The organism is Allobosea sp. WAO (assembly GCF_001509835.1).
GTDB lineage: Bacteria > Pseudomonadota > Alphaproteobacteria > Rhizobiales > Beijerinckiaceae > Allobosea.
In genome coordinates this window covers 39,249-59,387 of sequence record NZ_JXTJ01000008.1, presented here as the reverse complement: position 1 = coordinate 59,387, position 20,139 = coordinate 39,249, and the positions used below count along the sequence as shown (strand labels likewise).

Here is a 20,139-nt window from a genome sequence, read left to right as displayed (position 1 = left end):
CACACGGGAGTCGAAACGGCGGCCGCGCCGACTCGTTCCGCAAGGCACCGCGCAATTGTCAGTACCTGCCTTCCTGCGGCGTCGGGGCGGCTGGCCGTCGCTTGGATAAGCGGTAGTATGCTCTTGCAGAAAGGGGGCGAATGACCTTGCCAACGCGCCACAGTCCGGAGCAGCCAACCGTCGTTATCAACACGCCTGCCGAGTACGAAGTAGCCCAGCGGGAGGTCGGGCGGCTGGCGAATGCCGAGCCCGGCTCGGTGGACGCGCTGACTTATCAGGCTTTTTCAGCGGCCATAGAAGCCTATGAAGCGGGCCTGGTCCGCCAGGATAGTCGATCAGACCGCCTCATTAGCTCGGGCGAGTGAGCTGAATCTGAAAAGGGCCCTGCCCCGCGTGAGCGAGACCGGGCCCTGCATTGTGATTCCTGTCTTACTCGAAAAATGAGGCCCGTTGGAGCACACCTCTCCTCGGTCAGCGCGGGCCAAATAGCGCCGTCAAATCGATTTCCTCGTCGCGGTGCTTTCCGCCAAGAACAGCCGCGAACCAGGCGGCGGCCGCACCTGCCAAAAGCGCAGCAGCGGTCAAGAAGGCAGTTACCACTGCCATCCTTCGAGCACGCTCGGCAGCTTGCTTGGCCGTCTCCTTGGCTTGATTGAGTCGAGCGAACGCATCATCAATGCGCTTTTCCGCATCTTGCTGCGAGATATTGGATCGGGCTGCAATCCTAGAGGCGATATAGCTACGGTCGGCTGGATCGACGCTCCCATTGGCTACGCTCCGCACCAGAATTCGCGACGCCTCCTCTCGTTCTGATGCCGAAATCGGCTCCGTTCCGGTCGTGCGGAGCATCGTGTCCAGCGAAGATGCAACGGGATCCGTTTGTTGGCTGATCAGGGCGCCCGCCCCGGCGGCAGCGGTTGCGGCGCCGGTCGCCGCGGTTTTAGCAGCCCCCGTAATAGTCGAGCTCGTGATAAACGCGACAAGCAGCGCGCCAACTGCCCAGACGACCAAGCCGTGAGCACCATCTCGTACGTGGCGTTCATGTTCTGTTGAGTCCATGGCGGGCCGGCGCATTCGTCCCGCCAGATATCCACCAGCGCCACAAGCCGAGATTGTCACCCACAACGCCCATAGACCGCCGGCGATGGCAAGCGCTGCCAGTCCGGAAGAGCGGGCTGTGTCGGCAGAGACCATCGAGAGGCCGATAGCCGAGCCAAAGGCTGCCAAAATGGTCGAAATCGCTGCAGCAAGCACCGCGCCACCAAAAATCGGACTCCAGTCCAGATAGGACGCGCCGCTATTACGGGACGTGGGTGCAACAATGACGGGGTCGGTTGGATTAGCTGCCATGGAAGCCCCCTACCTGAGCCCGAGGAAGGACAAAATCGCCAGGACGACCACGACAAGGCCTATGATGTAGATGATGCCGTTCATGAGGACCTCCGTTGCCGCGCCGAGAATGGCGATCAGCTTGCAACGGTGGAAGCAACAGGAAGTTCCGCGGAGGAAGCGCGCTTCGAAACAGGCCGCGAGGCGATTGTTTGGCCCGGTACATGGGCGCCCGCGCAAACGGAGAGGCGCAGGTGCACTAGCATGCAGGTGTCGCGGCTAGCGTTGTGAACCCGATCAGGCGCCAGTGAGCGCTCGCTTGCTGAGCCGCAGCCCAAGGAACGAGAACAGTCAGAGTGCCGCGCCAGCCTCGATCGCGCCGAGGGCGACAACGCCGAACACCGCTATAGCGATGCTGAAACACGCGATTGCCATCACAGCCTCCCGCGGTCAGCGTGACGCGCATAATGATCGTGTCACCTCCCGATTGGGGGCAGAAGAGCAAAAAAAGGCCCGGACCGCGCGAGCGAGCCGAGCCCAATGAAGTGGATCGATGCTTCAGGCTGCCTTTGCCACCGCCGCCGAGTTGGCGGGCCCGCCGAGCTGCGACAGCGCTTTGTCGGTCTTAGTCTCCTCGGCCAACGTCTCGTCGAGCAGCTTGGCCGCGTCTTTATGACCGAGCTGGATTGCCCAGGCCTTCAGGGTGCCGTATCGCGAAATCTCGTAGTGCTCGACCGCCTGCGCTGAGGCAATGAGGCCGGCATCAAGAGCCGGGCTATCTGCGTAGTCTTCCATTACGGTTTTCCCCTCGTCGAGGATGCCCAGGATGGCGTCGCAGGTCTTGGCTCGTGGTGCCTTGCCGATCAATTCGAAGACATCGGTCAGGCGCTCGACATGCCCCTCGGTCTCCATCTTGTGAGTTTCGAAGGCCTTCTTCAGTTCCGGCGACTTGGCTGCCTTCGCCATTTTGGGCAGAGCCTTCAGAATCTGCTTTTCGGCGTAGTAGACGTCCTTGAGCGTGTCTAAGAACATGTCGTCGAGGGCTTTGGGTGCAGTCGTGGCCATGTTGGTCTCTCCGGGTTTTTTTGAGGGTAGGCGTGGTGATCAGTCCTCGACCTTGTCGCGGGCACGGCCGCCGACAGTCGCGCCATAGCTCGAAGCCAGCGCGCCGATCAGCATCGCGATGAAGGTCGCCAGGGCGAAGGAGGCAGCTCCCTTGCGGGCAACATCCGCCGTCTCGCGAGCGGTCTGCTCGGCCTTGGCGGCGGCCTCTTTCGTCTTAGCTATGGCGTCGTTGATGCGCTTTTCAGCGTCGGGCGGGCTGATGCCCGTCTGGATCGAAATCACGCTCGCGACGTAGGCCTTGTCCGCTGGCGCCATCTCACCGTTGCGAATGCTCATTGCGACGATCCGGCCGACCTCGGCGCGGGCCGGGCCGGTATCAGTTGATGCCGAGGCTGGGCGGTCGGTGCGGAACAGGGAGTCCGTCAGGTACGCGGAGGGGTCCAGATTGGACAGGTCAACACTGCCGGCTGCCTGGCTCACTATGCCGGAGACGGACGAAGCGACCCCAGATGCCGCAGTAGCGCCGAGCCGGGCAGTGCCGCCAATGATCATAAAGGCGGTACAAGCCAGCAGCACTGCCGTGACGATGGCGCTGACAGCCCAGGTCATAAAGCCGTGTGCCGTATCGCGGAACGCAACCTCGTCGGTGTGGAGGCCAACGCGCTTGGTGCGGAGCCGCCCGGCGAGATAGCCTCCAGCGCCAGCCGCAATAAGGTGAACCAGTGCCAGCCAGATCAGGGCCGCAATGCCGAATGTCGTGGCGGCGACGCCCGCATTAGACCAGGGCGAAACTGAGGTGAAGCCAAGCCCGGCGCCGGCTGAGAGGAGCATCAGGGAGATGGACGCGCTGACGACGGCACCTCCCAATACAGCGCTCCAAGACACAGCGGAGGACGCGAGCGCGGTCGTGCCGTCGGCAAGGCCACGGGAGGGATAGTCTGTCATGTGGATTGCACTTTAAGGGCACCGCCTGCGCGGCGCATTGCGGACTGCCCCATGCCCGTCCGATCTCAGCCCAACTTGGTACGAGCCGATCTGTTCCGTGACACGGCGAATAGCCGCCCATCGCAGCTGGGGAGCGACTGGAATGGTGTCATTCGTAGGCGAGCATGCGACTATGGACGCGAGTTGCGTCGCTCTCGCCGAGTGTATGGATCGATTCGGGTGCCCGGATTTCATCCCAGACTGCGCGGTCGATCCCTTCTGAAACAGAAGTGCCAACTCATTTCATTGTGCATTGCAACATAACCGATGCGAGGCAGTTGGATCCTCGTCAGCGCCATCTCGGCATGACCCGCAAAGGACAGCCGCGATGCGCAGCCTCTCCGATACGATCGCCCGCCTGAAAGCAGCCAAGGGCAAGTTTCCATTGACTGGCGCGGCGGCTCAGCCGTCCCGACTGTCCCCGCTTGGCGATTTCGGTGCCAACCCCGGCGCGCTTCACGGCTATTGCTATGTGCCGCAACGGCTGCCAGCGGATGCGCCGCTCGTCGTCGTGCTCCATGGCTGTAAGCAGACGGCGGCCGGCTATGACAATGGCGCGGGCTGGTCTCAGCTCGCGGACCGACATGGCTTCGCCCTGCTTTATCCCGAGCAGCAGCGGGCCAACAATCCGAACCTCTGCTTCAACTGGTTCGTGCCCGAAGACATCAAGCGGGACTCCGGCGAGGCGCTTTCGATCGCACAGATGGTTCGCAGGATGATCGAGCATCACGGGCTCGATCGGGAACGGGTCTTCGTCACCGGACTTTCGGCAGGAGGCGCCATGACCTCGGTTATGCTCGCTACCTATCCCGAACTCTTTGCCGGTGGCGCGATCATTGCCGGGCTTCCCTATGGCTGCGCGGCATCGATCCCGGAAGCATTCGATCGTATGCGCGGGCATGGATTGCCCTCCGAACGCGAACTCGAAGCGCGTATCCGCAAAGCTTCTGCTCATCGGGGAGTGTGGCCGACCCTCTCGCTCTGGCATGGCAGTGCCGACCGAACGGTCGCTCACAGCAACATGGACGCCATCGTCGCACAGTGGCGTGGCCTGCACGGGCTGAAGACTGTGGAGCCCGAGAAGAGCGCCGTCGGCCCTCATTCCCGGACGATTTGGCGCGACGACACTGGCGTCGCGAAGATCGAGGCTTTTAGCATTGCCGGCATGGCGCACGGCACGCCGCTCAGCGGCGCCGACGATATCGGCACCCCAGGGGCGTTCATGCTCGACGCCGGGATCTCGTCCACCCGCCATATCGCGCGGTTCTGGCAGTTGACTGAAGCGGGATCTGAGCTCGCCTTGTCGGCTCACGTCGAAACGACCCCCGAGACCACGCCGGATCGTATCGGCAGAGAATCACCTACCGCTCCCTCGCGGATACGAGGATCGGCCTCCAGCGTCGGCAAGATAATCGAGGACGCATTACGGGCAGCAGGTCTCATGCGCTAGCGGACAAAATCGAATATCGCTTGCGGCAACTATCCTCGAGAAGCGGGAACTTCGTGAGCTGCCATCCGTTGAATTCCTATGAGCGGACTTAGCCGCTCCAGGAACCCCACATATGAAAAAGCTGCTCACGACCGCGCTAGTCGCGGCGATGGTGCCGTTTGCCGGCATGGCCCAGACGCCGACGACTGCTACGACGCCGACTTCGCCGGTTGACGCCAACGCTCCGCTGCCCGGCGCCAACAGCTTCACCGAAGGACAAGCCAAGAGCCGCCTCGAAGCAAACGGCTACACCGAGGTGAGCGAGTTGAAGAAGGACGACAACGGTGTCTGGAAGGGCTCGGCGATGAGCGCCGGCGCCAAGGTCAACGTCTCCGTCGACTATCGGGGTAACGTCGTTCGCAACTGAACGCTGCCCACCTACCTCGGACATATGGAAAATCAGATGACCCGCACGATCACCCGATCCTATGAAGATTACGAAACCGCCGCTGTCGTGGTCGAAAATCTCGAAGCGGCTGGAATATCGGATTCCGATATCAGCGTCGTCGGCAAGGACGACCGCGCCAATGACAATAACGCGGCTGAAGGTGCTGGCATCGGAGCTGGCGTGGGCGGCGCGGCTGGCCTACTGGCAGGCCTCGGCATGCTCGCCATCCCCGGAGTCGGCCCGGTCGTCGCCGCAGGCTGGCTTGCAGCTACGGCCGCTGGCGCGGTCGCGGGCGCGGCGGCTGGCGGACTGGTCGGCTCGTTCACCAGTGCGGGTCTCAGCGAGGGCGATGCGAACTACCACGCCGAGACGGTTCGTCGCGGCGGCACGGCAGTCTCGGTGAAAGCTCCCGAGGAGCACGCCGGCACGGTCGAGGCGATCATGGACGACGCCACGCCGATCGACCGCGATGCCCGGCTCGCCAGTTATCGCGCGGAAGGCTGGACGGAGTTCGACGCCAAGGCCCCGCCCTACAGCAGCGCGGCGCCGTCAGCTGGGCGCCCGCAGTTCCCGGTTGACTAGGGCCGCTGGAGTTCTTGACTGGGACCGGTTGTTGATCAGGCCTCCGAGAGTATCTCGGAGGCCTATTCTATCGAAATTCCGCCAGCGGGCTGTACGGCGCGTTGAAGATCAGCTTTCCGCGGGCGAGGTGCTATTCAATTCGGCAATTTGGATTGTAGGTCCTGCTGGATGTTGGGCACCGTGAGGTTTTGAGCGGGCCATAATGGCCGAACTGAGCCGCTCAGAAGTGGGCGCTCCGAGGGCCCGGAAAGGGCCAATTTCAGACGCTAAGCTGAAATGCCGGAAAGCGGACGCTCCAGGCGTCAGCTATGGGCCAATTTGTTGCGCGATGCGTGGCCAAGAGGCCGAGGCCGGCGCTGGTTGCTACACCGCCGGCACCTCGCCAGAGCAGCTCGCAACCAGGGCAACCTGGGAACAGCCAAGATCTGGCCCCGCGTCGCTCGCCGGGGCGCTGACATGATCGGGCTACAGCCCGCGGTCATTCGAAGATCGGCCGGCTCGAACCCGAGTGGTGATCAGTTAGGGGAAGCCGTCACGCCCGGAGGCAAGCTGCCGCGGCAATTGGCGCAACCCAAATTGGTTAAGTGAACCTAGAATGGGTGGATACGCTTCAGACATGAAACACGCCAAGTCCTTGCAGCCGCAATAGCCGCAACGAAGCAAGGAACCAATCCTTCGGCCGTTGGTAGTGCCGAGAGGAGGAAAGCCATGGCGACCATATTCCGTACGCAAAACGATTATGAGAAGGCGATCATCCGCATTCAGCAGCTGAGTACCAGGAGCCCCGCGACCGTCCTGGACACCAGCGAGCTCAGGGCGCTTTTGGGCGCGGCTGACGACTGGGACCGTTTAGATGGAGGCGAGGCGGCTGGCGAACGCAGCACATCCGAAGTGCTGGCTCGCGAAACGGGATCGGGATTCGCATTATGGATGGCGAGACGATTTGCGGGTCAAGACTGGGTGGCAGACCTCGCCAACATGGTCGGCGAGAGCCGCAGCTACGTTGAGCAGCATCTTCAGCACGACACCATGCCGCCAGCCGACCTGGTCGCGGCCGCATTACGCCTCGCAAGCTCCGAGCCAGTTTCAGGAGAGACGGCCAACAAGGCTGGCCTTGCCGCGCCCTCCAACTGATCGGCTCGGCGCCACGTTGAAACCAGCCGGTAGACCGCGGTGGCGAGGCAGGACGCCTAGCCAAACTCACTGTCCGCTGCTCTCAAGAACTCTGGCGCTTTAACATTCGGGGGCGGACCAGCGTGCCGGGACTGGAAAATGTGATCAGCAAGACATGGAACGGCCTAGCTTCTCGCTCGTTGCTCAATGTTGGAGGGAATCATGCGTGCCCAGACCAACCAAGCACCGCCCAGCGACAAGACTGCCAACCTCACAGTTCCGACCCCACTCGAGCTCTATCGCGAACTCTGCCAGGACGAGGACGGCAACCGCTACGCTGTCATCGTCTGGCTGGTCTTCCCGAACCTCAACGTCACAAGCTATGCGCTAGAGGATGGAACGCCGGTGACTTACCTAGACGAGTGCCGCTTCGAAATTGCCTCAACGGGCACCGTTGTCACGCGCTGCCTTTGATCCCCTCACCACGGTGCCATAGGTTCGCTGCGTCGTTTTTGTCCGGTCATAGTATTTAGCTTTGCCCCCTCTCCCCGCGAACGCGCGCGGTGCAGCACATGCTTCCGCTGGTGGTGAGAACCGGCCCATTCAACCGGACCAAATGTACCCCTCGCAACCGCTAGGTTCCATCCTGAAGCGCGGAGGCGGCGCTTGAGCAACTGGTCGCGCCCGACATGAGCACCGAATCTGCGCGCAAAATATCAAGCGATAATAGAAGCGCGGCAAGTCGAAGTGCCCGGCTCCAATTAGCAAAGCCCGCCCCTCTCGCTGTTAGCAGGCACGTTACGACCTGGAGGGGCTACGTCGCACGCAGCCGCGCCAAACCGGGTCTAGTGCCCCGGGTCTCGCGGCAGGAAGGAGAATACCGCTAGGCTTAGGCCAGCATCTAAAACCCACTCCGCCGTTGCCGGTGGCCACTCGTCAGGTTCACTGTCGACGCCATTTCCCGAGAAAGCGTAGAGTTCGGCCTCGGACAGTTCCCTGCTGCGTTCGTGGTTATCAAACTCCGCCAATTCGCCTGCGTCGAAGTCGTAGCCTCTGGCTGCAGCGAATGCGACCACGTCCTCGGGCGACGTAGCCTTCGCCGCCCGATAGGACTCGGCCTCCGCGCGCAGTGCGCGATCGGACTTTAATTCAGCGCGAAAGCGATCGATCTCGGAGATGCTCATTTCACGCTCGCCTGTTGATCGCGACGCGAAGCACCTTCGAGATTGAAGGTGACGTCTGTCGTTTTGAACGTGCAACTTCGGAGGTCGAACTTACAAGAAACTTGCAGATCAAGGTACACCGCCTGTCGAGATCCGCCGTTCAGAGGTCAACGCCCTAAGAGGCACTGCGCCGACTCCCCTCAGGACAATTGACTGAGGGCGATACCGCGGCAGCATCAGTGTATGGCTTGGAATGATGAGCGCCAGAGGGCAGCACTTCGCGAGCGGGGAAGGCAGCGCCTAATGCTTCGCATGCCTGCGTATCGTCGCGCTTTGGCCGACTCGACAAGGGAGAGTTTTCTCGATCTGTGTGAAGACTACGAGGTCGCTTGGGCGGGCCTTGATCATTGCTTGCGCGCGGCATCCGATAACAGCGATCGGCACATAGCGTACGAAGAATTGATCGCTGAACTGGAAGCTGAAGTGCTGAATTTCATCTCGCGTCACTGATAGAAAAACCCGCTTCCCTCGCGGGTAGCGGGCAAGTCAGTCCGCCGTCGCCCCACCTCCAGGGCAAAAAGCGACCGACGTAACCGGCCCCCGCCAGAGGCCGATCTAGCGAGAAACCGCCTCGCCGGTGCAATGCTCCTTCATCAAGAGCGATTACCGACCGTCAATCCAAGGGCAAGGGAACGTTAGCGAGAATGACCAAACCCGATTCCAAGGCGCCGCTGTTGTCCTCACCGACGGCGCTCTGGTTCCTCACCATGCTCTTCGTAATCGTCAGCATTTGCTTCCTGTCCTGCGGCGTCGGGTAGCGCGGCAGCGCTGCTACGGCTGGTGGCCCCGGTCCGGCACAAGCGGTAGGATCCCCGGACGAAGGGGGAAAATGACCTTGCCGACGCGTCATAGCCCGGAACAGCCGACAGTCATCATCAATACCTCCGCCGAGTACGACGCTGCTCGGCGGGAGGTGAAAAGGTTGGCGAACGCGGAGCCCGGCTCAGTGGACGCCCTGACCTCCCAGGCTTTTTCAGCAGCAATGGAAGCGTATGACGCGCGCCAGAAGGTCGATCCCGTGACGGCGAACGCGGACGCGTCCGACAGCGACGGCTGACCGGCAATACTAGCCGGCCATCGTGCTTTTCAATCCCCGCCCAGCGGACTCCTCATCTGCCCGGAGGTCTTGCCGCGTTTGGCAGTAATTCTCGGCTGCAGATCGGAACCGCTCCCAAGCGGGTATCGGTTCCATGGCTGGCGACATTAACCCCAGCCTAGGCTCCGCATCTAGAATAGCGTCGGGATCGATCCGCGCAGAACGACAAAGCGCGCGTGCAATGGCTTTGATACGAGCTTCATCCATGGCCGCCACTCCAATAAGCGACGCCAGAACCTTCCGCGCACCCGGTGACCGGTACATCCGCGGCTCTCAGGAACGGCGGGGGCGAGCGCTCAGCGAGTGAGCGCCATCATCAAACGCACTATGGGGCGAGCGGTTCCTCGTCCTCGCGCCCCGCCGAAACGCTGTTCTTTCGGGCATTGCCGATGAAGCGTTCCACGGCTCGTGCCACCAGTTCTTTCTCGTCCAGAGCCATCGGAACAAGGCTCGCGACGATGAACTTCAGCCGCTCCCGTTCCTGCTCCTCGGTGCCGAGAAGCGCATATGAAGTCGATCGGATCTCAGCCCAGACTTCCTCGACGGCTGCGATTGCGTGGGCCAGATCGACCGGGTCGGTCAAGGATCGAAATGGCATCTCACCCTCCCTTGGGGAGGAAAAATAATCGATCCTATCGACGCAGAAAAGGGCCCGCCCCCCCCGCGTGAGCGAGACCGGGCGGGATCGCACGCGAGGCACGCATAGATTGCAGTTCGCTGTGGACGCCATGCCGTCGCGCGATGAACAAAGCTGGAACGTCGTTGCGTAGCGGCCCTGCTAGACCATAAAATGGCACTGTCTTGAATCGGAAAGGCCGTCGGTTTCCCGACGGCCTCCGACGACGGACCGGCAAGAATGCTGGCCATCACTCTCAGCACCTCAGACCTAAGATTCTGAGTGAGTCCTGTCCAGCCTCTTGCCGTCGCCCCAGCCATGCGCCCGTCGCCTTATCAACAGGCGAGGCGCCGACGACAGAGAATGACATGACTGATGAGAAGAAGCCGTTCCGCCAGCGGCTAGCCGATGGCATTGCCTCGGCGAAGAGAACGGTGACGAAAGCGGTTCAGGCCGTCACCACCCAGTTCGATCTTTTCGGAAAGTACAAGGCAGACGGGAGAGAAATCGATCTTCCGATAGACGTTACCCAGGAAACGATATGGGCGACGCAGGAGCAAATGTCTCAGCTCTTCGGCGTCGATCAATCCGTGATCGCCCGCCACATCAAGAATATCTTTGAACACAATGAGTTGCCGGAGACCGACGCAACTCATGCAAAAATTGCATTAGTTCGATCGGAGGGCGGACGCGCAGTCCGACGAGAAATCAGCCACTACAGTTTAGATGTCATCTTCATTGTCGGCTACCGCGTCAGCGGAACAAGGGCTGCCGAGTTTCGGGCGTGGGCCAACGGCATTCTCAAGAGCTATCTCGTCGACGGTTACGCCCTCAACGGGAAGCGGCTGCATAGCGACCCGGCCGCGCTCCTTCGCTTGGCCCAAGAAGTGCGGGCCATCAGGACGTCGGAAAGGAATCTCTACCAGCAAGTCCGAGAAACGTTCGTGCTCTGCTCCCTAGACTACGACAAGGATGACCCGATAGCGCGGCAGTTCTTTGCCCAGTCTCAAGACCGGTTTCATTTCGCAGCGTCCGAGCAGACGGCCGCCCAGATCGTCCATGCTCGTTGCGATGGCACGAAGCCGAACTTGGGCATGAAGGGCGCCAGCAACCGTTCCCCGACCTTCGAAGAAGCCAAGGTCGCGAAGAACTACCTCGAAGCGGACGAACTTCGCGCCATGGAGATCCTAGGCGAGCAGTGGCTGCTTTACGCCGAGAGCATGGCGCAGCGAGGAAAGACGGTTTCTATGGCGAGGCTCCTCAGCAAGCTCGATGAACTAATCGCCGTGAACGAGTATCCAACCTTCCCCGGCTATGGCGCGGGCATCACACGAGCAGTGGCAGACGCCCATGTGCGATCTCAACTCGCCATCTACCGCGCAGGGCTGCCGAGTCCGAGTGCGCAAGACTAGCGACCTTCGAATTCCTGCAAGCTAGGCTCATATTCTGAGGGATGAATAATGAAGGTAGTTTTATTTAGCGAAGAGTTTTCTCCCGACGGGAAGGAGGCCGATTGGCCTGCTATTCCGGCAGTAGGAGACGTTGTGAGCTTTGATCACCGCGGCGGGACTTCGAACCTCGGCGTACGCCAGGTACGGTGGCTCGCAGACACCGAAGGAAACTTCAAGGAAGCCCACATTCATCTGACATTCGACGAAGTGCCGCGGCGCTGAGATTCCGCCCGGCTGGATGATCGAAACGAAAAAAGGCCCCGCCGGCGCGAGCCAGCGGGGCCAGTTCAATAGGGAGGCATCAAACCGAGCGGCCCAAGAGCCACTCAGAGCCGAAAGGAAAGAGGCACATAGCTGGACGCACAACGCCCGCCTACTTCACCCTTGAAGCAAGCGCCTTGCGCAATAAATCTATCTGCGCTGCAGCGTGTAGCTCCTGCTCCGCTATGGCTCTGAACCCATGTTGCTCTAGGAGGATATGGCTTTGGCAGCCCCGACAGATCAATTCGAGCGTCCCGTCGTCATCCTGACCCGGTTCGGTGTTCCCACCGCGGTCTCATCGGCGATGGAGGCATACATGTTCCTGTCCGATTGGCCGGCTTCGAAGCGCGACGCAGTGCATTCGCTGGCGCTTAAGGGCTGTCTGGCAGCCGTCCGTGGCGACATCGAAACTGAGACGGCGCGGGGGCTCTTCGCTTCATGGGCGGAAAGACGCGACATCCTCGCGCCCGATGCCGCCGCTTTCATCACCAGCCGGCGCGGAAACTCGCACGGCGCCCGCTAACGGAGAGGCCCGGCCCCGCTGCGATCGGGACAGGGCGCACGAACGGGAAGCAAATCCGAGCCTAGAGAGGCCAACGCCTTGAGGCCCACCAAGTCACTGCTGCGACGCCTAACATCCCGGCGGTGACGATCAGCGGGGTCCAGATTTTGGCCTCCTGAGTGGCGAATTCACCAGGGCGCCTACGTCAAAACCCTTGCGTCACCTCAACCGCGAAAGTGGCGCCGGCGGCGAAGCGCCGCAGTACCACGCCATTCAGGAAGGCAGCGGCGGCACGCGCACGACCGGCAGCTCCTGCCAGATGGTCCAGAGCCCGTGCGGCATGCGGTAGTTGATCTGGCCGCGGATCACTAGGCCGGGGACGCGATCGAGGTCGCGGGGGATGATCACGCAGAGATCGTTGCGGCCAGGACCGAGCGCGCTGGCTTGTGGCGTTCGCAGCACGGCGCCGTCACGCTGGCGCTCCGTGATAGCTGGGAATTCGACCGCCGTGCCGTCGACGGTGATCGACCAAGACACCACCACCGGCTGGGCATAGCGCGCCTTGACCCAGTGCCACGTCCAGCACATCCGGCCGGGCGTTCGGTCCTCACCGTCGAACTCGACACGCTGCTCTGTGAGCACAGGCGCAAACCGCGCCTCGAGCATTGGCGTTCCATAGAGGAAGAGCGCGGTGCCGATGGCGCCGGCCGGAGCCCACACCCCGACCGCAGCAACCGTCTTCGCTGACAGCATCACTTCGCTCCCTTGATCGCGAGCCAGATAGCCGTGCAGATGCCACCAAGCAGAACGGTCACGACCGCCTTGAGCCCGTGACTGATCAGCGCCTCGCGCGTCTCGCGCGCCGCGCGCATCGCGGAGAGGTCCTTTCGGAAGGCTGGGATGTCATCGATCCCGACCCTGTCGAGGAAGCGCTGAATCCCTGCTTCGACCATGTCCTCGACATCGTCCGCCTTGATGGCGTCATCCCGGACGGCCTTCGCAGCCTCGAGAGCTGCCGCGGTGATCATTCGCTGGATGTCGGCCGACCACAGGACAGTATCGCCCGGGAGCATGGCCGGAGGCATTCTTTCAGGCATAGGCTCAGGCTCCGGCCAGGAGGATTGATCAGCGCGCCGTGGCGGCCGCGGCAACGACACCGATCTTGGCGGTGAGCTTCTCGGCGATGGCGTCCGGATCGAGCCCGAACCGCGCGACGGCGTCGGGAACTGCCTGCTGCACATAGGTTACGCCGTCACCGATGCCCGGGCTGTCGGCGGGGAGGCGAATGGCCATGCCTGCCGAGCCGAGCCGCGAGATCAGCATGCCGGCCGCCTGCGTCAGCGCGGTCTGGAAGGCCTCGCGATGGCGCGCCTCGATGTCGAGGCCGAGCTTCTCGCGGATCAGCTTGAACAGCCAAGCAGCGAGCGCGGCGACGAAGATGCCCGCGAGCTCGATGAGGTAGGGACGGAAAACGCCGAGCAGGGAATCGCTCAGGGTCTGCGCCTCGGCGGCTACCGCGGCGAGCATAACGACGACGCAGGCGAGCGCCAGCGCGCCCAGATAGGCGAACAGCTTCATGATGATCTCCATGATGGTGATGGGCGGAAGCCGGCAGTTCAGGGGGCGTCGAATGCTAACGACAAGAGACCGTCGGCAGGATAAAGTGCCCCCGGGGGTGAGAGGGCCAAATGACAATAAGAATGCGCTCGACCGCCTATTATCAGCGGCGGACTACACTGCGGGCCGTAACCCTGAAGAAGCGAACTGATAGGAAGGCTAAAAGGTTGTCTTCAGCGGAGGCCGCAAAACTCGCTGAAGTGAGCGTGGATGCGTTTCCGGCGCATATCCGCGCCGACAACGACGATTAGGCCGTGAACTGATCACATCAGCCGCCCGATCTCGTCCTTGCCGACCTTGAAGGACGGGCAAGCTTTCGCGTTCGTGTAATCGTTATGGCCGGTCACGCGCTTGATGCCGCGATGCTGGGCCATCAGCTGCTGCGTCAGCCAGAGCATCGAGGCACGCTGCGCCGGCGTGCGGGTGTCCTTCGGCGTCTTGCCGTCCGCGGCGACGCCGCCGATGTAGCAGCAGCCGATCGTGCCGCGGTTCTTGCCCGCATCGGCGCAGTGCGCGCCCTGCTGACCGATAGGCCGTCCGAGCATGATCCGGCCATCGCGGTAGATGATGTAATGGTAGCCGACATCGGAGAAGCCGCGCTGCTTGTGCCAGGCGCGGATGTCCGCGACGGTGAAGTTCTGCCCCTCGCGCGTCGCGGCGCAGTGCCAGATAATCTCGTCGATCGCGCGCGCCGTCGCCAGCAGCTGCAGGCTCGCGACGTTCGGAGGCGGCGCCGCCACGCCGCCCAGTCGGTAGAGGGACAGCGCAGGCACGGCCATCGCGCTCTTGTCGGGCTCCGGCCGGCCGGGCTTCGGCGCGGTGATCGCCTGCTTCAGCGCGGCGATGGTCTGCCGACCGGCGATGCCGTCGACGAAGAGGCCGTAGCGCTGCTGGAACACTTCAATCCCGGCTTTCGCGCCAGGGCCGGGCCTGCCATCGGCGCCGGTCGGCCCGACGCTGATGGCGAGCAAAAGCAGCGCGGCTTGCACCTCGCGGAGGTTCATGAGCTTACTCCAGACATGAAAAAGCCGCCCGAAGGCGGCGACGAGGATGACGCACCCCATTTGGGAGATGCGGGGCGGCGACTGGCCGCATACGAAGCCTAGGTCGCACACGGTTGTGCGGGCCGGAGATATCCCCGATGCGCCTTCTTGGTCTCGGTACTACCGAACTATTCGTCGTCGCCGGGACCGTTATCGGTGGAATCCCCTGGGGGATCGTCGCCTTCGCGAAGGCCGCGCTTCGCCATCCATGGGCGGGAAAGCTCCTTCGCTTGCTGCGTTGGGGGCTCTTGCTCGCGGGCGGCTATGCCTTCCTGGTCGTTACGGGCTTCATCAGCCGCTGATCTGAGCGCTAGGCGAACGCTGCGTCGATCTCTTCGCGGGTCGTGATCGTGCCTGCGGCGATGGCGGCGAGCACGTCCCCACGCACCGTAAAGCTCGCATTGATGTGCGATTGCACAGCGTCGCCGATCGCCAGCATCGTTGCAGCATCCAGCGGATGGACACTGTCCCATAGCGTGGTCCAGTCCGGGTTTCGCGAGGCGGCGACATAAGCACCAAGGATCTTTCCCTGGCTCTCCTGGTCGGTCGCGATGGGCACGCCCCCCACGACGATGCCGCCGACCTCGACTTGCCAGCGACGCTCACGGGCATAATCGATCAGCCCAGACCGCACCGGGTCGTGAGCGTCGATTGTCGCCTGGAGGACTGAGTCCTGCTCCGGCGACAGGTTCTCGCGGCCTGTGATGGTGCCATTGGGCTCGTAGGACCAGGGCAGGCCCATCAGGCCGGCGGCCTCGATCTCGCGGGCGAAGCTCTGGCCAAGTGCTTTCTGCGTGGTCATCCTGCTCACCTCCAGCCATAGAGACGCCAGACGGCATCCGAGCTGACGTTGCCGCTGTTGAAAGACAGCCGGGCATGCGTCCACCGCGAAGTGTCGCCAGAAAAGTAGCCGGAGCCGAGCACCGTCGATTTCTCGTTGCTGGTCTGACGTCGGAACTTCATCTTCCAGTCGAACTCGGGCACGACGCCGGAACTGTTCGTGATCTCCATCACCAGATCGGCCATGTTCGAACCGGCAGCGTTGAGCGCCGCGCTCAGCGCAAATTTGTCGTCCGTGGTCGATTGCCAATCGACGGTCGCAGCACCCGCCCGGCGGCTCTGCCCGTCGTAATGGTAGTTCGCGCCGGTCTGGAAATTCGGCACGCCATCGGTCGAGACCTGCATCTGAAGCAGTTGCCCTGCAGTGGTCGGCTCCAGGCGGCTCCCAAGGAACTTGAAGAAGCGGAAAGAGCTGGTGAGCGGCAACACGATCACGCCGCCGCCAGTCGGTCCGACGCCCGAGGCGATCAGTTCGGAGCCCATCTGCAGCATGTCCGCCGCGTCCGCCCGGGTCAGCTCCTCGGCCGGGCCGGCGCCCGCAGTCTTACGGCCCATGAAGCGCGCGGACGTCACGGTCTGCAGCTTCGTCAGCAGGCTGAGCGCCTGCGCCGGCACGGTGATGAAAACCTCTTTCGTCCCGGCGCCGAGGTTGAGCGCGGCATCGCTGTTCGAGCTCGCGATGATCGTGGTGCGCGCCAGCGTCGCCGGCGCGGTGAAGGTGCCGATGCCGACTTCCCAGTTCGCGCCGAATACGAGGGCATACCAGGTGGTATCATTGGTCGAGAGCCGGCTGTTGAAGGTAGCGAAGCCGACATCGGCGCCGGTCAGCGTCAGGTCGCCGGTTCCGGTCGTCGTCGTGTTCTCGCGAATGCGGTCACCGAGCTTGAAAGCCATCAGAGACGTTCCTCGATCCTGTAGGTTTTTGAGAAGGTCGCGTAGGTGGGCTGGCCGACGGGGCTGACGTCTTCCATCCGGCCCCAGACCGAATCCCGCGCCAGCGCCGGGCTGGTCGGATCGGTCAGCATCAGGATGTCCGTGTGCTTGCCGCAGACCCGGTCGATATCCTCGACCAGCCCATAGCGCTGCGCCTCGTCGAGATGGCCGAAGGTCAGGTTGAGCAGCCGGTAAGGGTCCGCCCGGTCGATATAGCTCTGGCCGCCGCGGCTCTTGGTGACCCGGCTGGGGTCGACCCACGCGCGATCCCAGCCATAGGCGAAATTGATCCTGAGCTGCTCGGTCAGCCCGACAAAGAGCCGGCCGGCCTCGACGAAGGCGGCGGCGGGCTCCTCGAGGTCGATCCTGAGATAGCGGGCGCTGACCGGCGCCGGCAGCAGATGGATCAGCTGCGGATAGCGCGGGTCGATCCGGCCGGACGCCGCGCCGCTGTCATGGGCCGCACCGTCGAGCGCCGAGGAATCGGCGGACGAAGCGCGGATCCGGCTGATGCCGGCTTCCGAGAGGTTGACGCCCATCAGCGCCACGCAGTCGATCGTGACGACCGCGCCGAGATCGACGGTGACATGCTCGGCGGCGCCCGCGGTGCCGCGCCATTTCCTCGCGACATGCGGGTTCTGCAGCATGGTCGGCGGGGTCAGCTGCGCGAAGCTCGAGGCCGAGATCGCGCTGGCATCGGCGAGATTGCGCCAGCCGATCCTGGCAGCGCTAGCGATGGGCATCAGCCGAACCCCACGATCTCGACGCTGTTCTCATCGCTGTCCTCGCTGATCGAAACGACCGACAGCAGGCGCCCCTCGGCGAGCGTCCACCGCGGATAGGTGACGTAGATCACGTCGCCGACGTCGTGGATGAAGGCCTGCGCCTTCATGGTGATCCGGTAGAGCGCCGCCTGGCTGTAGAGGCTGAGCTGGCGCAGCGCCTCGGCCCGGGCGGGGCCCTCATTGGCAAAGAAGCTCGGGATCGGCTCGATATCCTTGCCGAGCGGCCGATCCGCACGGATGCCGGGGCTCGCCGCCTCGGCGAGGCGCCACGGCTCCTTCAGGAAGGCGGCGCGCGCCGGCGTGATCCCGGCCCGGCCGTCGACATCGCTCTGCACCGTCCAGTTGCGCCCCCAGGCCTGCCGGAAGCGCCAGGGCGGCGGCGAGAGATCGCCGGGCAGGCGCTCGCGGCCGATCTCGACGATATCGACCTTGTCATAGCGATTGGTCGGGATGCCGGCCGGCGCCTTGAAGATCCTGACCTCGAAGCGGCCATTGCGCCGGAACCCGCCCCAGCCGCCGATACCGCCCATCAGCTCGGCCACGACATCGGCAACCGTTCGGTCGCTGCCGTCGAGGAAGATGCCGATCGCTGCCGGCTGCTCGATATTGACGGCGTCGAAGCTCGGCAGGCTGAGCTCCGACGGATCGGCGAGGCCGCCGGTCGCGACGATCAGCCGGCGGACGATATCGGCGGTCCGCTCGACATAGGCGCCGCCGGCGCTGTCGCCGCGCAGATCGCAGGTCACGGTGCCCACCGGCGAGCCGCCGAGCCTGACGAGCCCGGCAGCAAGGCAGGTCGCGTATTCGCCGGCCTCGATATCCTTGCCGGATCCGGCCGCCCCGGTCGTCGCTGCCCGCAGCGCCGCGGCGCTGGCGAAGTCGCCGGCGGGTGCGAGCGCGACCCCGCGATCATAGGCGGCGGTCACCGCGTCGAGCGGCCCGTCATTGACCTGGTAGACCAGTTCGGCCGGGATCACTGCCGGCGGCGAGACATTGAGGCAGCGGCCGAAGGCGCGCGGCTTGCGCCGGCCCTTCAGGTCGCTATTGCCGTCGAGCCCGCCCGTCCCGCCATAGGAGTTTGGCTGGGCCGGTACCTCGAGCCTGTAGCCGCTATCACGCAGATAGATCCGCAGCACATCCTCGCGGACCTCCCAATCGGCGGCCGTGCCGTCGAACAGCACCCGGAAGCTGTCATAGGCGGCGCCGGCAGCGCCGACCTTGACCACGACGCGGCGCCCGTCGATCGCGTAGCGCTCGATCAGATAGTCGTAGTCACCTTCGGCATTGATCAGCTCGAGCTCGCCCCAGCCGGCGGTGAACTCGCCGATCCGGCGCCCGCCGAGAATGGAGCGATCCCAGCGCAGCGCCTTCTGCAGCGTGCCGTGGAAGGGCTGGTTCGGAAGCTGGTCATCCGGCCGGCTGATGAACTCGCGCGTCGCGCTGTAGATCCGGAACAGCGCCTGCGCCGAGAACTCGGCTTCGGCGACGAAGCTCACCGAGGCGAAGCGGGCACGGTCGGCGCGCCCCTGCAGGCCGGCCTGCGCCGACAGGTCGAGACGCGCCCGCATGATCGCGGCCGCGGCAGCGGCGAGACCAACCCGCGCATTGAAGACGACGCCGACCAGCGGGTTGATCGGCCGCTGTGCCGAGATCGGATAGGTCGAAAGCGGTTCGCCGAGCATTATTCCGACCCGATCGCCCAGGGCGAGATTTCGGCGGCGTAGACCAGCATCACCTTGGTGTTGGTGACGAGATCGGCATAGGCGGTGGTCGGCATGCCCGAGAAGCTGCCCTGGCCGGTCATGACGACGCCGGCGAAGCGCAGCCGCCAGGCCTGCCCGGAAAGCTGGCCCGTGACCGACAGCGATAGCCCTGTCCGCGCCAGACGATGCGCCGTCCCCGAAAGACCGCCCGCGGCTGAGAAGCCGACTGCGACGTCATGGATCTGGCTCGCCGCCGGCGACAGCATCCCGCCAATTGCGAAGCTGGCCGAGGGCCGGAAGATCGCCTGCGGCTGCGCGACCATCTGTCCGGTCGCCCCGAACGATGCCCCGGGCCGCGCCAGCCGCCGCGCCTCGCCGGCGAGGCCCGCGCCGGCCGATAGCGCAAGCCCGCTGCGCGCCAGCCGTCGCGGACTGCCCGCCAGGGCGCCGCCCGCCGCGAGTGCGAGCCCGGACGCGTGGATCTGGCGCGCCTGCGCCCCGAGCACGCCGCCGGCCACCATCGCGACCGCGCCGGCGGCGAGGCGCGAAGCCACCGCCGCGAGGCTCGCCACGGCGTTGAAGGTCACCGTGGCGTTGATCGGCGACCGATCGGGCGGGAGCGCCGCGATCGGTGCCTGCGAGAGTGCGCCGAAGCCGAGCATCGATCAGATCAGGCGAACACGACCGAGAGCTGCGCCGCCGCGAACTGGAAGACGTCGCCGTTCTGGATGTTGCGCGAGGAGTTCAGCGCCGCGCTCATCAGGATGTTGCCGGCACCCAGCGTCGCGCTGTCGATCAACGCAGCATGGGTGATCACGCCCCAGTCGGCCGTGGCGGGACCGACCGAGATCACATCCTCGTTGAGCGCCTGCCCGGTGGTCGCATTGGCCGGAGCCATCGCGGCGGTGACGTCGACCCGTGTGTAGCCGACGCCGGAGCCGATCTCGGCGGTCAGCGAGCCGGCCTCGCCAGGGTCGGCCGTGAACAGTGCGAGATAGACCGCCGGCATGGTGAAGGAGGTGAGGCCCAGCATGTGGTCGCAGAGCTTCTTCTCGGCATAGTTCGACAGATTGGCCATGCATGGCTCCTCATCTCCGCGCGGCTGGGCCGGCGGCTTGC

General features: G+C 63.9%; 25 protein-coding genes. 10 read left to right on the top strand and 15 right to left on the bottom strand.

Features of this window, described 5'->3' with window-relative positions; all coding sequences use genetic code 11:
* Nucleotides 1-140: 140 nt before the first annotated feature.
* Entirely contained in the window at nt 141-365 is a 225-nt protein-coding gene (locus tag DK26_RS15175; RefSeq protein ID WP_066474059.1) for a hypothetical protein, read from the top strand.
* A 106-nt stretch (nt 366-471) separates the two neighbouring features.
* Here the strand turns inward: DK26_RS15175 and DK26_RS29045 are convergent, their stop codons facing one another.
* From DK26_RS29045 to DK26_RS15155, 3 genes are all read right to left on the bottom strand, one after another.
* On the bottom strand, nt 472-1,350 hold the full coding sequence (locus DK26_RS29045) for a hypothetical protein (RefSeq protein WP_157089672.1): 879 nt from the start codon (nt 1,348-1,350) through the stop codon (nt 472-474).
* 537 nt (nt 1,351-1,887) lie between these two features.
* Complete coding sequence (locus tag DK26_RS15160; protein WP_066474051.1) at nt 1,888-2,394, bottom strand: ferritin-like domain-containing protein; 507 nt, start codon at nt 2,392-2,394, stop codon at nt 1,888-1,890.
* Nucleotides 2,395-2,433: 39 nt separating this feature from the next.
* Nucleotides 2,434-3,339: a hypothetical protein gene (locus tag DK26_RS15155; RefSeq protein WP_066474049.1), complete on the bottom strand. Its 906-nt coding sequence runs from the start codon at nt 3,337-3,339 to the stop codon at nt 2,434-2,436.
* A gap of 367 nt (nt 3,340-3,706) precedes the next feature.
* On the opposite strand from DK26_RS15155, the gene DK26_RS15150 reads away from it, so the two are divergent.
* The 5 genes from DK26_RS15150 to DK26_RS15130 all read left to right on the top strand — a co-directional run bounded on the left by DK26_RS15150 (nt 3,707) and on the right by DK26_RS15130 (nt 7,424).
* Nucleotides 3,707-4,828, top strand: a complete 1,122-nt coding sequence (locus DK26_RS15150) for a PHB depolymerase family esterase (protein WP_066474045.1) — start codon at nt 3,707-3,709, stop codon at nt 4,826-4,828.
* 112 nt (nt 4,829-4,940) lie between these two features.
* Nucleotides 4,941-5,234, top strand: a complete 294-nt coding sequence (locus DK26_RS15145; RefSeq protein ID WP_066474042.1) for a PepSY domain-containing protein — start codon at nt 4,941-4,943, stop codon at nt 5,232-5,234.
* Nucleotides 5,235-5,270: 36 nt separating this feature from the next.
* A complete protein-coding gene (locus DK26_RS15140; protein WP_066474039.1) occupies nt 5,271-5,837 on the top strand; it encodes a general stress protein in 567 nt (188 codons plus the stop codon).
* A 708-nt stretch (nt 5,838-6,545) separates the two neighbouring features.
* Complete coding sequence (locus DK26_RS15135) at nt 6,546-6,971, top strand: hypothetical protein (RefSeq protein WP_066474037.1); 426 nt, start codon at nt 6,546-6,548, stop codon at nt 6,969-6,971.
* Between the two features lie 201 nt (nt 6,972-7,172).
* On the top strand, nt 7,173-7,424 hold the full coding sequence (locus DK26_RS15130) for a hypothetical protein (protein WP_066474034.1): 252 nt from the start codon (nt 7,173-7,175) through the stop codon (nt 7,422-7,424).
* A 371-nt stretch (nt 7,425-7,795) separates the two neighbouring features.
* Here DK26_RS15130 and DK26_RS15125 read toward each other — a convergent pair whose 3' ends face one another.
* Nucleotides 7,796-8,134, bottom strand: coding sequence for a Nif11-like leader peptide family natural product precursor (locus tag DK26_RS15125; RefSeq protein ID WP_066474032.1), 339 nt, complete (start codon nt 8,132-8,134; stop codon nt 7,796-7,798).
* A gap of 868 nt (nt 8,135-9,002) precedes the next feature.
* On the opposite strand from DK26_RS15125, the gene DK26_RS15115 reads away from it, so the two are divergent.
* Nucleotides 9,003-9,230, top strand: coding sequence for a hypothetical protein (locus DK26_RS15115; protein WP_066474027.1), 228 nt, complete (start codon nt 9,003-9,005; stop codon nt 9,228-9,230).
* A 364-nt stretch (nt 9,231-9,594) separates the two neighbouring features.
* On the opposite strand, the gene DK26_RS15110 is transcribed toward DK26_RS15115, so the two are convergent.
* Complete coding sequence (locus DK26_RS15110; RefSeq protein WP_066474019.1) at nt 9,595-9,852, bottom strand: hypothetical protein; 258 nt, start codon at nt 9,850-9,852, stop codon at nt 9,595-9,597.
* Between the two features lie 401 nt (nt 9,853-10,253).
* Between DK26_RS15110 and rhuM the strand changes: the two genes are divergently transcribed.
* Entirely contained in the window at nt 10,254-11,297 is a 1,044-nt protein-coding gene (rhuM, locus tag DK26_RS15105; RefSeq protein ID WP_066474016.1) for a RhuM family protein, read from the top strand.
* A gap of 517 nt (nt 11,298-11,814) precedes the next feature.
* On the top strand, nt 11,815-12,120 hold the full coding sequence (locus DK26_RS15100; protein ID WP_066474014.1) for a DUF982 domain-containing protein: 306 nt from the start codon (nt 11,815-11,817) through the stop codon (nt 12,118-12,120).
* 252 nt (nt 12,121-12,372) lie between these two features.
* Here DK26_RS15100 and DK26_RS15095 read toward each other — a convergent pair whose 3' ends face one another.
* The 4 genes from DK26_RS15095 to DK26_RS28570 all read right to left on the bottom strand — a co-directional run bounded on the left by DK26_RS15095 (nt 12,373) and on the right by DK26_RS28570 (nt 14,720).
* Nucleotides 12,373-12,852, bottom strand: a complete 480-nt coding sequence (locus DK26_RS15095; RefSeq protein WP_066474011.1) for a hypothetical protein — start codon at nt 12,850-12,852, stop codon at nt 12,373-12,375.
* Complete coding sequence (locus tag DK26_RS15090) at nt 12,852-13,172, bottom strand: hypothetical protein (RefSeq protein ID WP_066474008.1); 321 nt, start codon at nt 13,170-13,172, stop codon at nt 12,852-12,854. Before DK26_RS15090 ends, DK26_RS15095 begins: the two co-directional genes overlap by 1 nt.
* Before the next feature lie 52 nt (nt 13,173-13,224).
* On the bottom strand, nt 13,225-13,677 hold the full coding sequence (locus DK26_RS15085; RefSeq protein WP_157089671.1) for a hypothetical protein: 453 nt from the start codon (nt 13,675-13,677) through the stop codon (nt 13,225-13,227).
* A 302-nt stretch (nt 13,678-13,979) separates the two neighbouring features.
* The gene (locus DK26_RS28570) at nt 13,980-14,720 is read right to left on the bottom strand and encodes an N-acetylmuramoyl-L-alanine amidase (protein ID WP_184231621.1); all 741 of its coding nucleotides are present in this window, start codon (nt 14,718-14,720) and stop codon (nt 13,980-13,982) included.
* Between the two features lie 137 nt (nt 14,721-14,857).
* Here DK26_RS28570 and DK26_RS15075 point away from each other — a divergent pair, with 137 nt between their 5' ends.
* Nucleotides 14,858-15,061: a hypothetical protein gene (locus DK26_RS15075; RefSeq protein ID WP_066474002.1), complete on the top strand. Its 204-nt coding sequence runs from the start codon at nt 14,858-14,860 to the stop codon at nt 15,059-15,061.
* 8 nt (nt 15,062-15,069) lie between these two features.
* Here the strand turns inward: DK26_RS15075 and DK26_RS15070 are convergent, their stop codons facing one another.
* Genes DK26_RS15070 through DK26_RS15045 form a run of 6 tightly spaced genes read right to left on the bottom strand, consistent with a single transcriptional unit; the run spans nt 15,070 to nt 20,098 of the window.
* Nucleotides 15,070-15,561, bottom strand: coding sequence for a DUF4376 domain-containing protein (locus DK26_RS15070; RefSeq protein ID WP_066473996.1), 492 nt, complete (start codon nt 15,559-15,561; stop codon nt 15,070-15,072).
* 5 nt (nt 15,562-15,566) lie between these two features.
* Nucleotides 15,567-16,493, bottom strand: a complete 927-nt coding sequence (locus DK26_RS15065; RefSeq protein ID WP_066473994.1) for a hypothetical protein — start codon at nt 16,491-16,493, stop codon at nt 15,567-15,569.
* Nucleotides 16,493-17,275 carry a discoidin domain-containing protein gene (locus tag DK26_RS15060; RefSeq protein ID WP_066473992.1) on the bottom strand — a complete coding sequence of 261 codons (783 nt, stop codon included), beginning with the start codon at nt 17,273-17,275 and terminating at the stop codon, nt 16,493-16,495. The genes DK26_RS15065 and DK26_RS15060 overlap by 1 nt, the downstream gene beginning before the upstream one ends.
* A complete protein-coding gene (locus tag DK26_RS15055) occupies nt 17,275-18,999 on the bottom strand; it encodes a hypothetical protein (RefSeq protein ID WP_066473991.1) in 1,725 nt (574 codons plus the stop codon). The genes DK26_RS15060 and DK26_RS15055 overlap by 1 nt, the downstream gene beginning before the upstream one ends.
* Nucleotides 18,999-19,682, bottom strand: coding sequence for a hypothetical protein (locus DK26_RS15050; protein WP_066473989.1), 684 nt, complete (start codon nt 19,680-19,682; stop codon nt 18,999-19,001). Before DK26_RS15050 ends, DK26_RS15055 begins: the two co-directional genes overlap by 1 nt.
* Nucleotides 19,683-19,690: 8 nt before the next feature.
* Nucleotides 19,691-20,098 (bottom strand): hypothetical protein, encoded by a 408-nt coding sequence (locus DK26_RS15045; RefSeq protein ID WP_066473988.1) that lies wholly within the window; start codon nt 20,096-20,098, stop codon nt 19,691-19,693.
* Between the last annotated feature and the right edge of the window lie 41 nt (nt 20,099-20,139).

Coding starts and splice junctions, on each gene's coding strand:
- DK26_RS15175 (WP_066474059.1), top strand. CDS start 141: ATGACCTTGCCAACGCGCCACAGTCCGGAGCAGCCAACCGTCGTTATC.
- DK26_RS29045 (WP_157089672.1), bottom strand. CDS start 1,350: ATGGCAGCTAATCCAACCGACCCCGTCATTGTTGCACCCACGTCCCGT.
- DK26_RS15160 (WP_066474051.1), bottom strand. CDS start 2,394: ATGGCCACGACTGCACCCAAAGCCCTCGACGACATGTTCTTAGACACG.
- DK26_RS15155 (WP_066474049.1), bottom strand. CDS start 3,339: ATGACAGACTATCCCTCCCGTGGCCTTGCCGACGGCACGACCGCGCTC.
- DK26_RS15150 (WP_066474045.1), top strand. CDS start 3,707: ATGCGCAGCCTCTCCGATACGATCGCCCGCCTGAAAGCAGCCAAGGGC.
- DK26_RS15145 (WP_066474042.1), top strand. CDS start 4,941: ATGAAAAAGCTGCTCACGACCGCGCTAGTCGCGGCGATGGTGCCGTTT.
- DK26_RS15140 (WP_066474039.1), top strand. CDS start 5,271: ATGACCCGCACGATCACCCGATCCTATGAAGATTACGAAACCGCCGCT.
- DK26_RS15135 (WP_066474037.1), top strand. CDS start 6,546: ATGGCGACCATATTCCGTACGCAAAACGATTATGAGAAGGCGATCATC.
- DK26_RS15130 (WP_066474034.1), top strand. CDS start 7,173: ATGCGTGCCCAGACCAACCAAGCACCGCCCAGCGACAAGACTGCCAAC.
- DK26_RS15125 (WP_066474032.1), bottom strand. CDS start 8,134: ATGAGCATCTCCGAGATCGATCGCTTTCGCGCTGAATTAAAGTCCGAT.
- DK26_RS15115 (WP_066474027.1), top strand. CDS start 9,003: ATGACCTTGCCGACGCGTCATAGCCCGGAACAGCCGACAGTCATCATC.
- rhuM (WP_066474016.1), top strand. CDS start 10,254: ATGACTGATGAGAAGAAGCCGTTCCGCCAGCGGCTAGCCGATGGCATT.
- DK26_RS15100 (WP_066474014.1), top strand. CDS start 11,815: ATGGCTTTGGCAGCCCCGACAGATCAATTCGAGCGTCCCGTCGTCATC.
- DK26_RS15095 (WP_066474011.1), bottom strand. CDS start 12,852: ATGCTGTCAGCGAAGACGGTTGCTGCGGTCGGGGTGTGGGCTCCGGCC.
- DK26_RS15090 (WP_066474008.1), bottom strand. CDS start 13,172: ATGCTCCCGGGCGATACTGTCCTGTGGTCGGCCGACATCCAGCGAATG.
- DK26_RS15085 (WP_157089671.1), bottom strand. CDS start 13,677: ATGAAGCTGTTCGCCTATCTGGGCGCGCTGGCGCTCGCCTGCGTCGTC.
- DK26_RS28570 (WP_184231621.1), bottom strand. CDS start 14,720: ATGAACCTCCGCGAGGTGCAAGCCGCGCTGCTTTTGCTCGCCATCAGC.
- DK26_RS15075 (WP_066474002.1), top strand. CDS start 14,858: ATGCGCCTTCTTGGTCTCGGTACTACCGAACTATTCGTCGTCGCCGGG.
- DK26_RS15070 (WP_066473996.1), bottom strand. CDS start 15,561: ATGACCACGCAGAAAGCACTTGGCCAGAGCTTCGCCCGCGAGATCGAG.
- DK26_RS15065 (WP_066473994.1), bottom strand. CDS start 16,493: ATGGCTTTCAAGCTCGGTGACCGCATTCGCGAGAACACGACGACGACC.
- DK26_RS15060 (WP_066473992.1), bottom strand. CDS start 17,275: ATGCCCATCGCTAGCGCTGCCAGGATCGGCTGGCGCAATCTCGCCGAT.
- DK26_RS15055 (WP_066473991.1), bottom strand. CDS start 18,999: ATGCTCGGCGAACCGCTTTCGACCTATCCGATCTCGGCACAGCGGCCG.
- DK26_RS15050 (WP_066473989.1), bottom strand. CDS start 19,682: ATGCTCGGCTTCGGCGCACTCTCGCAGGCACCGATCGCGGCGCTCCCG.
- DK26_RS15045 (WP_066473988.1), bottom strand. CDS start 20,098: ATGGCCAATCTGTCGAACTATGCCGAGAAGAAGCTCTGCGACCACATG.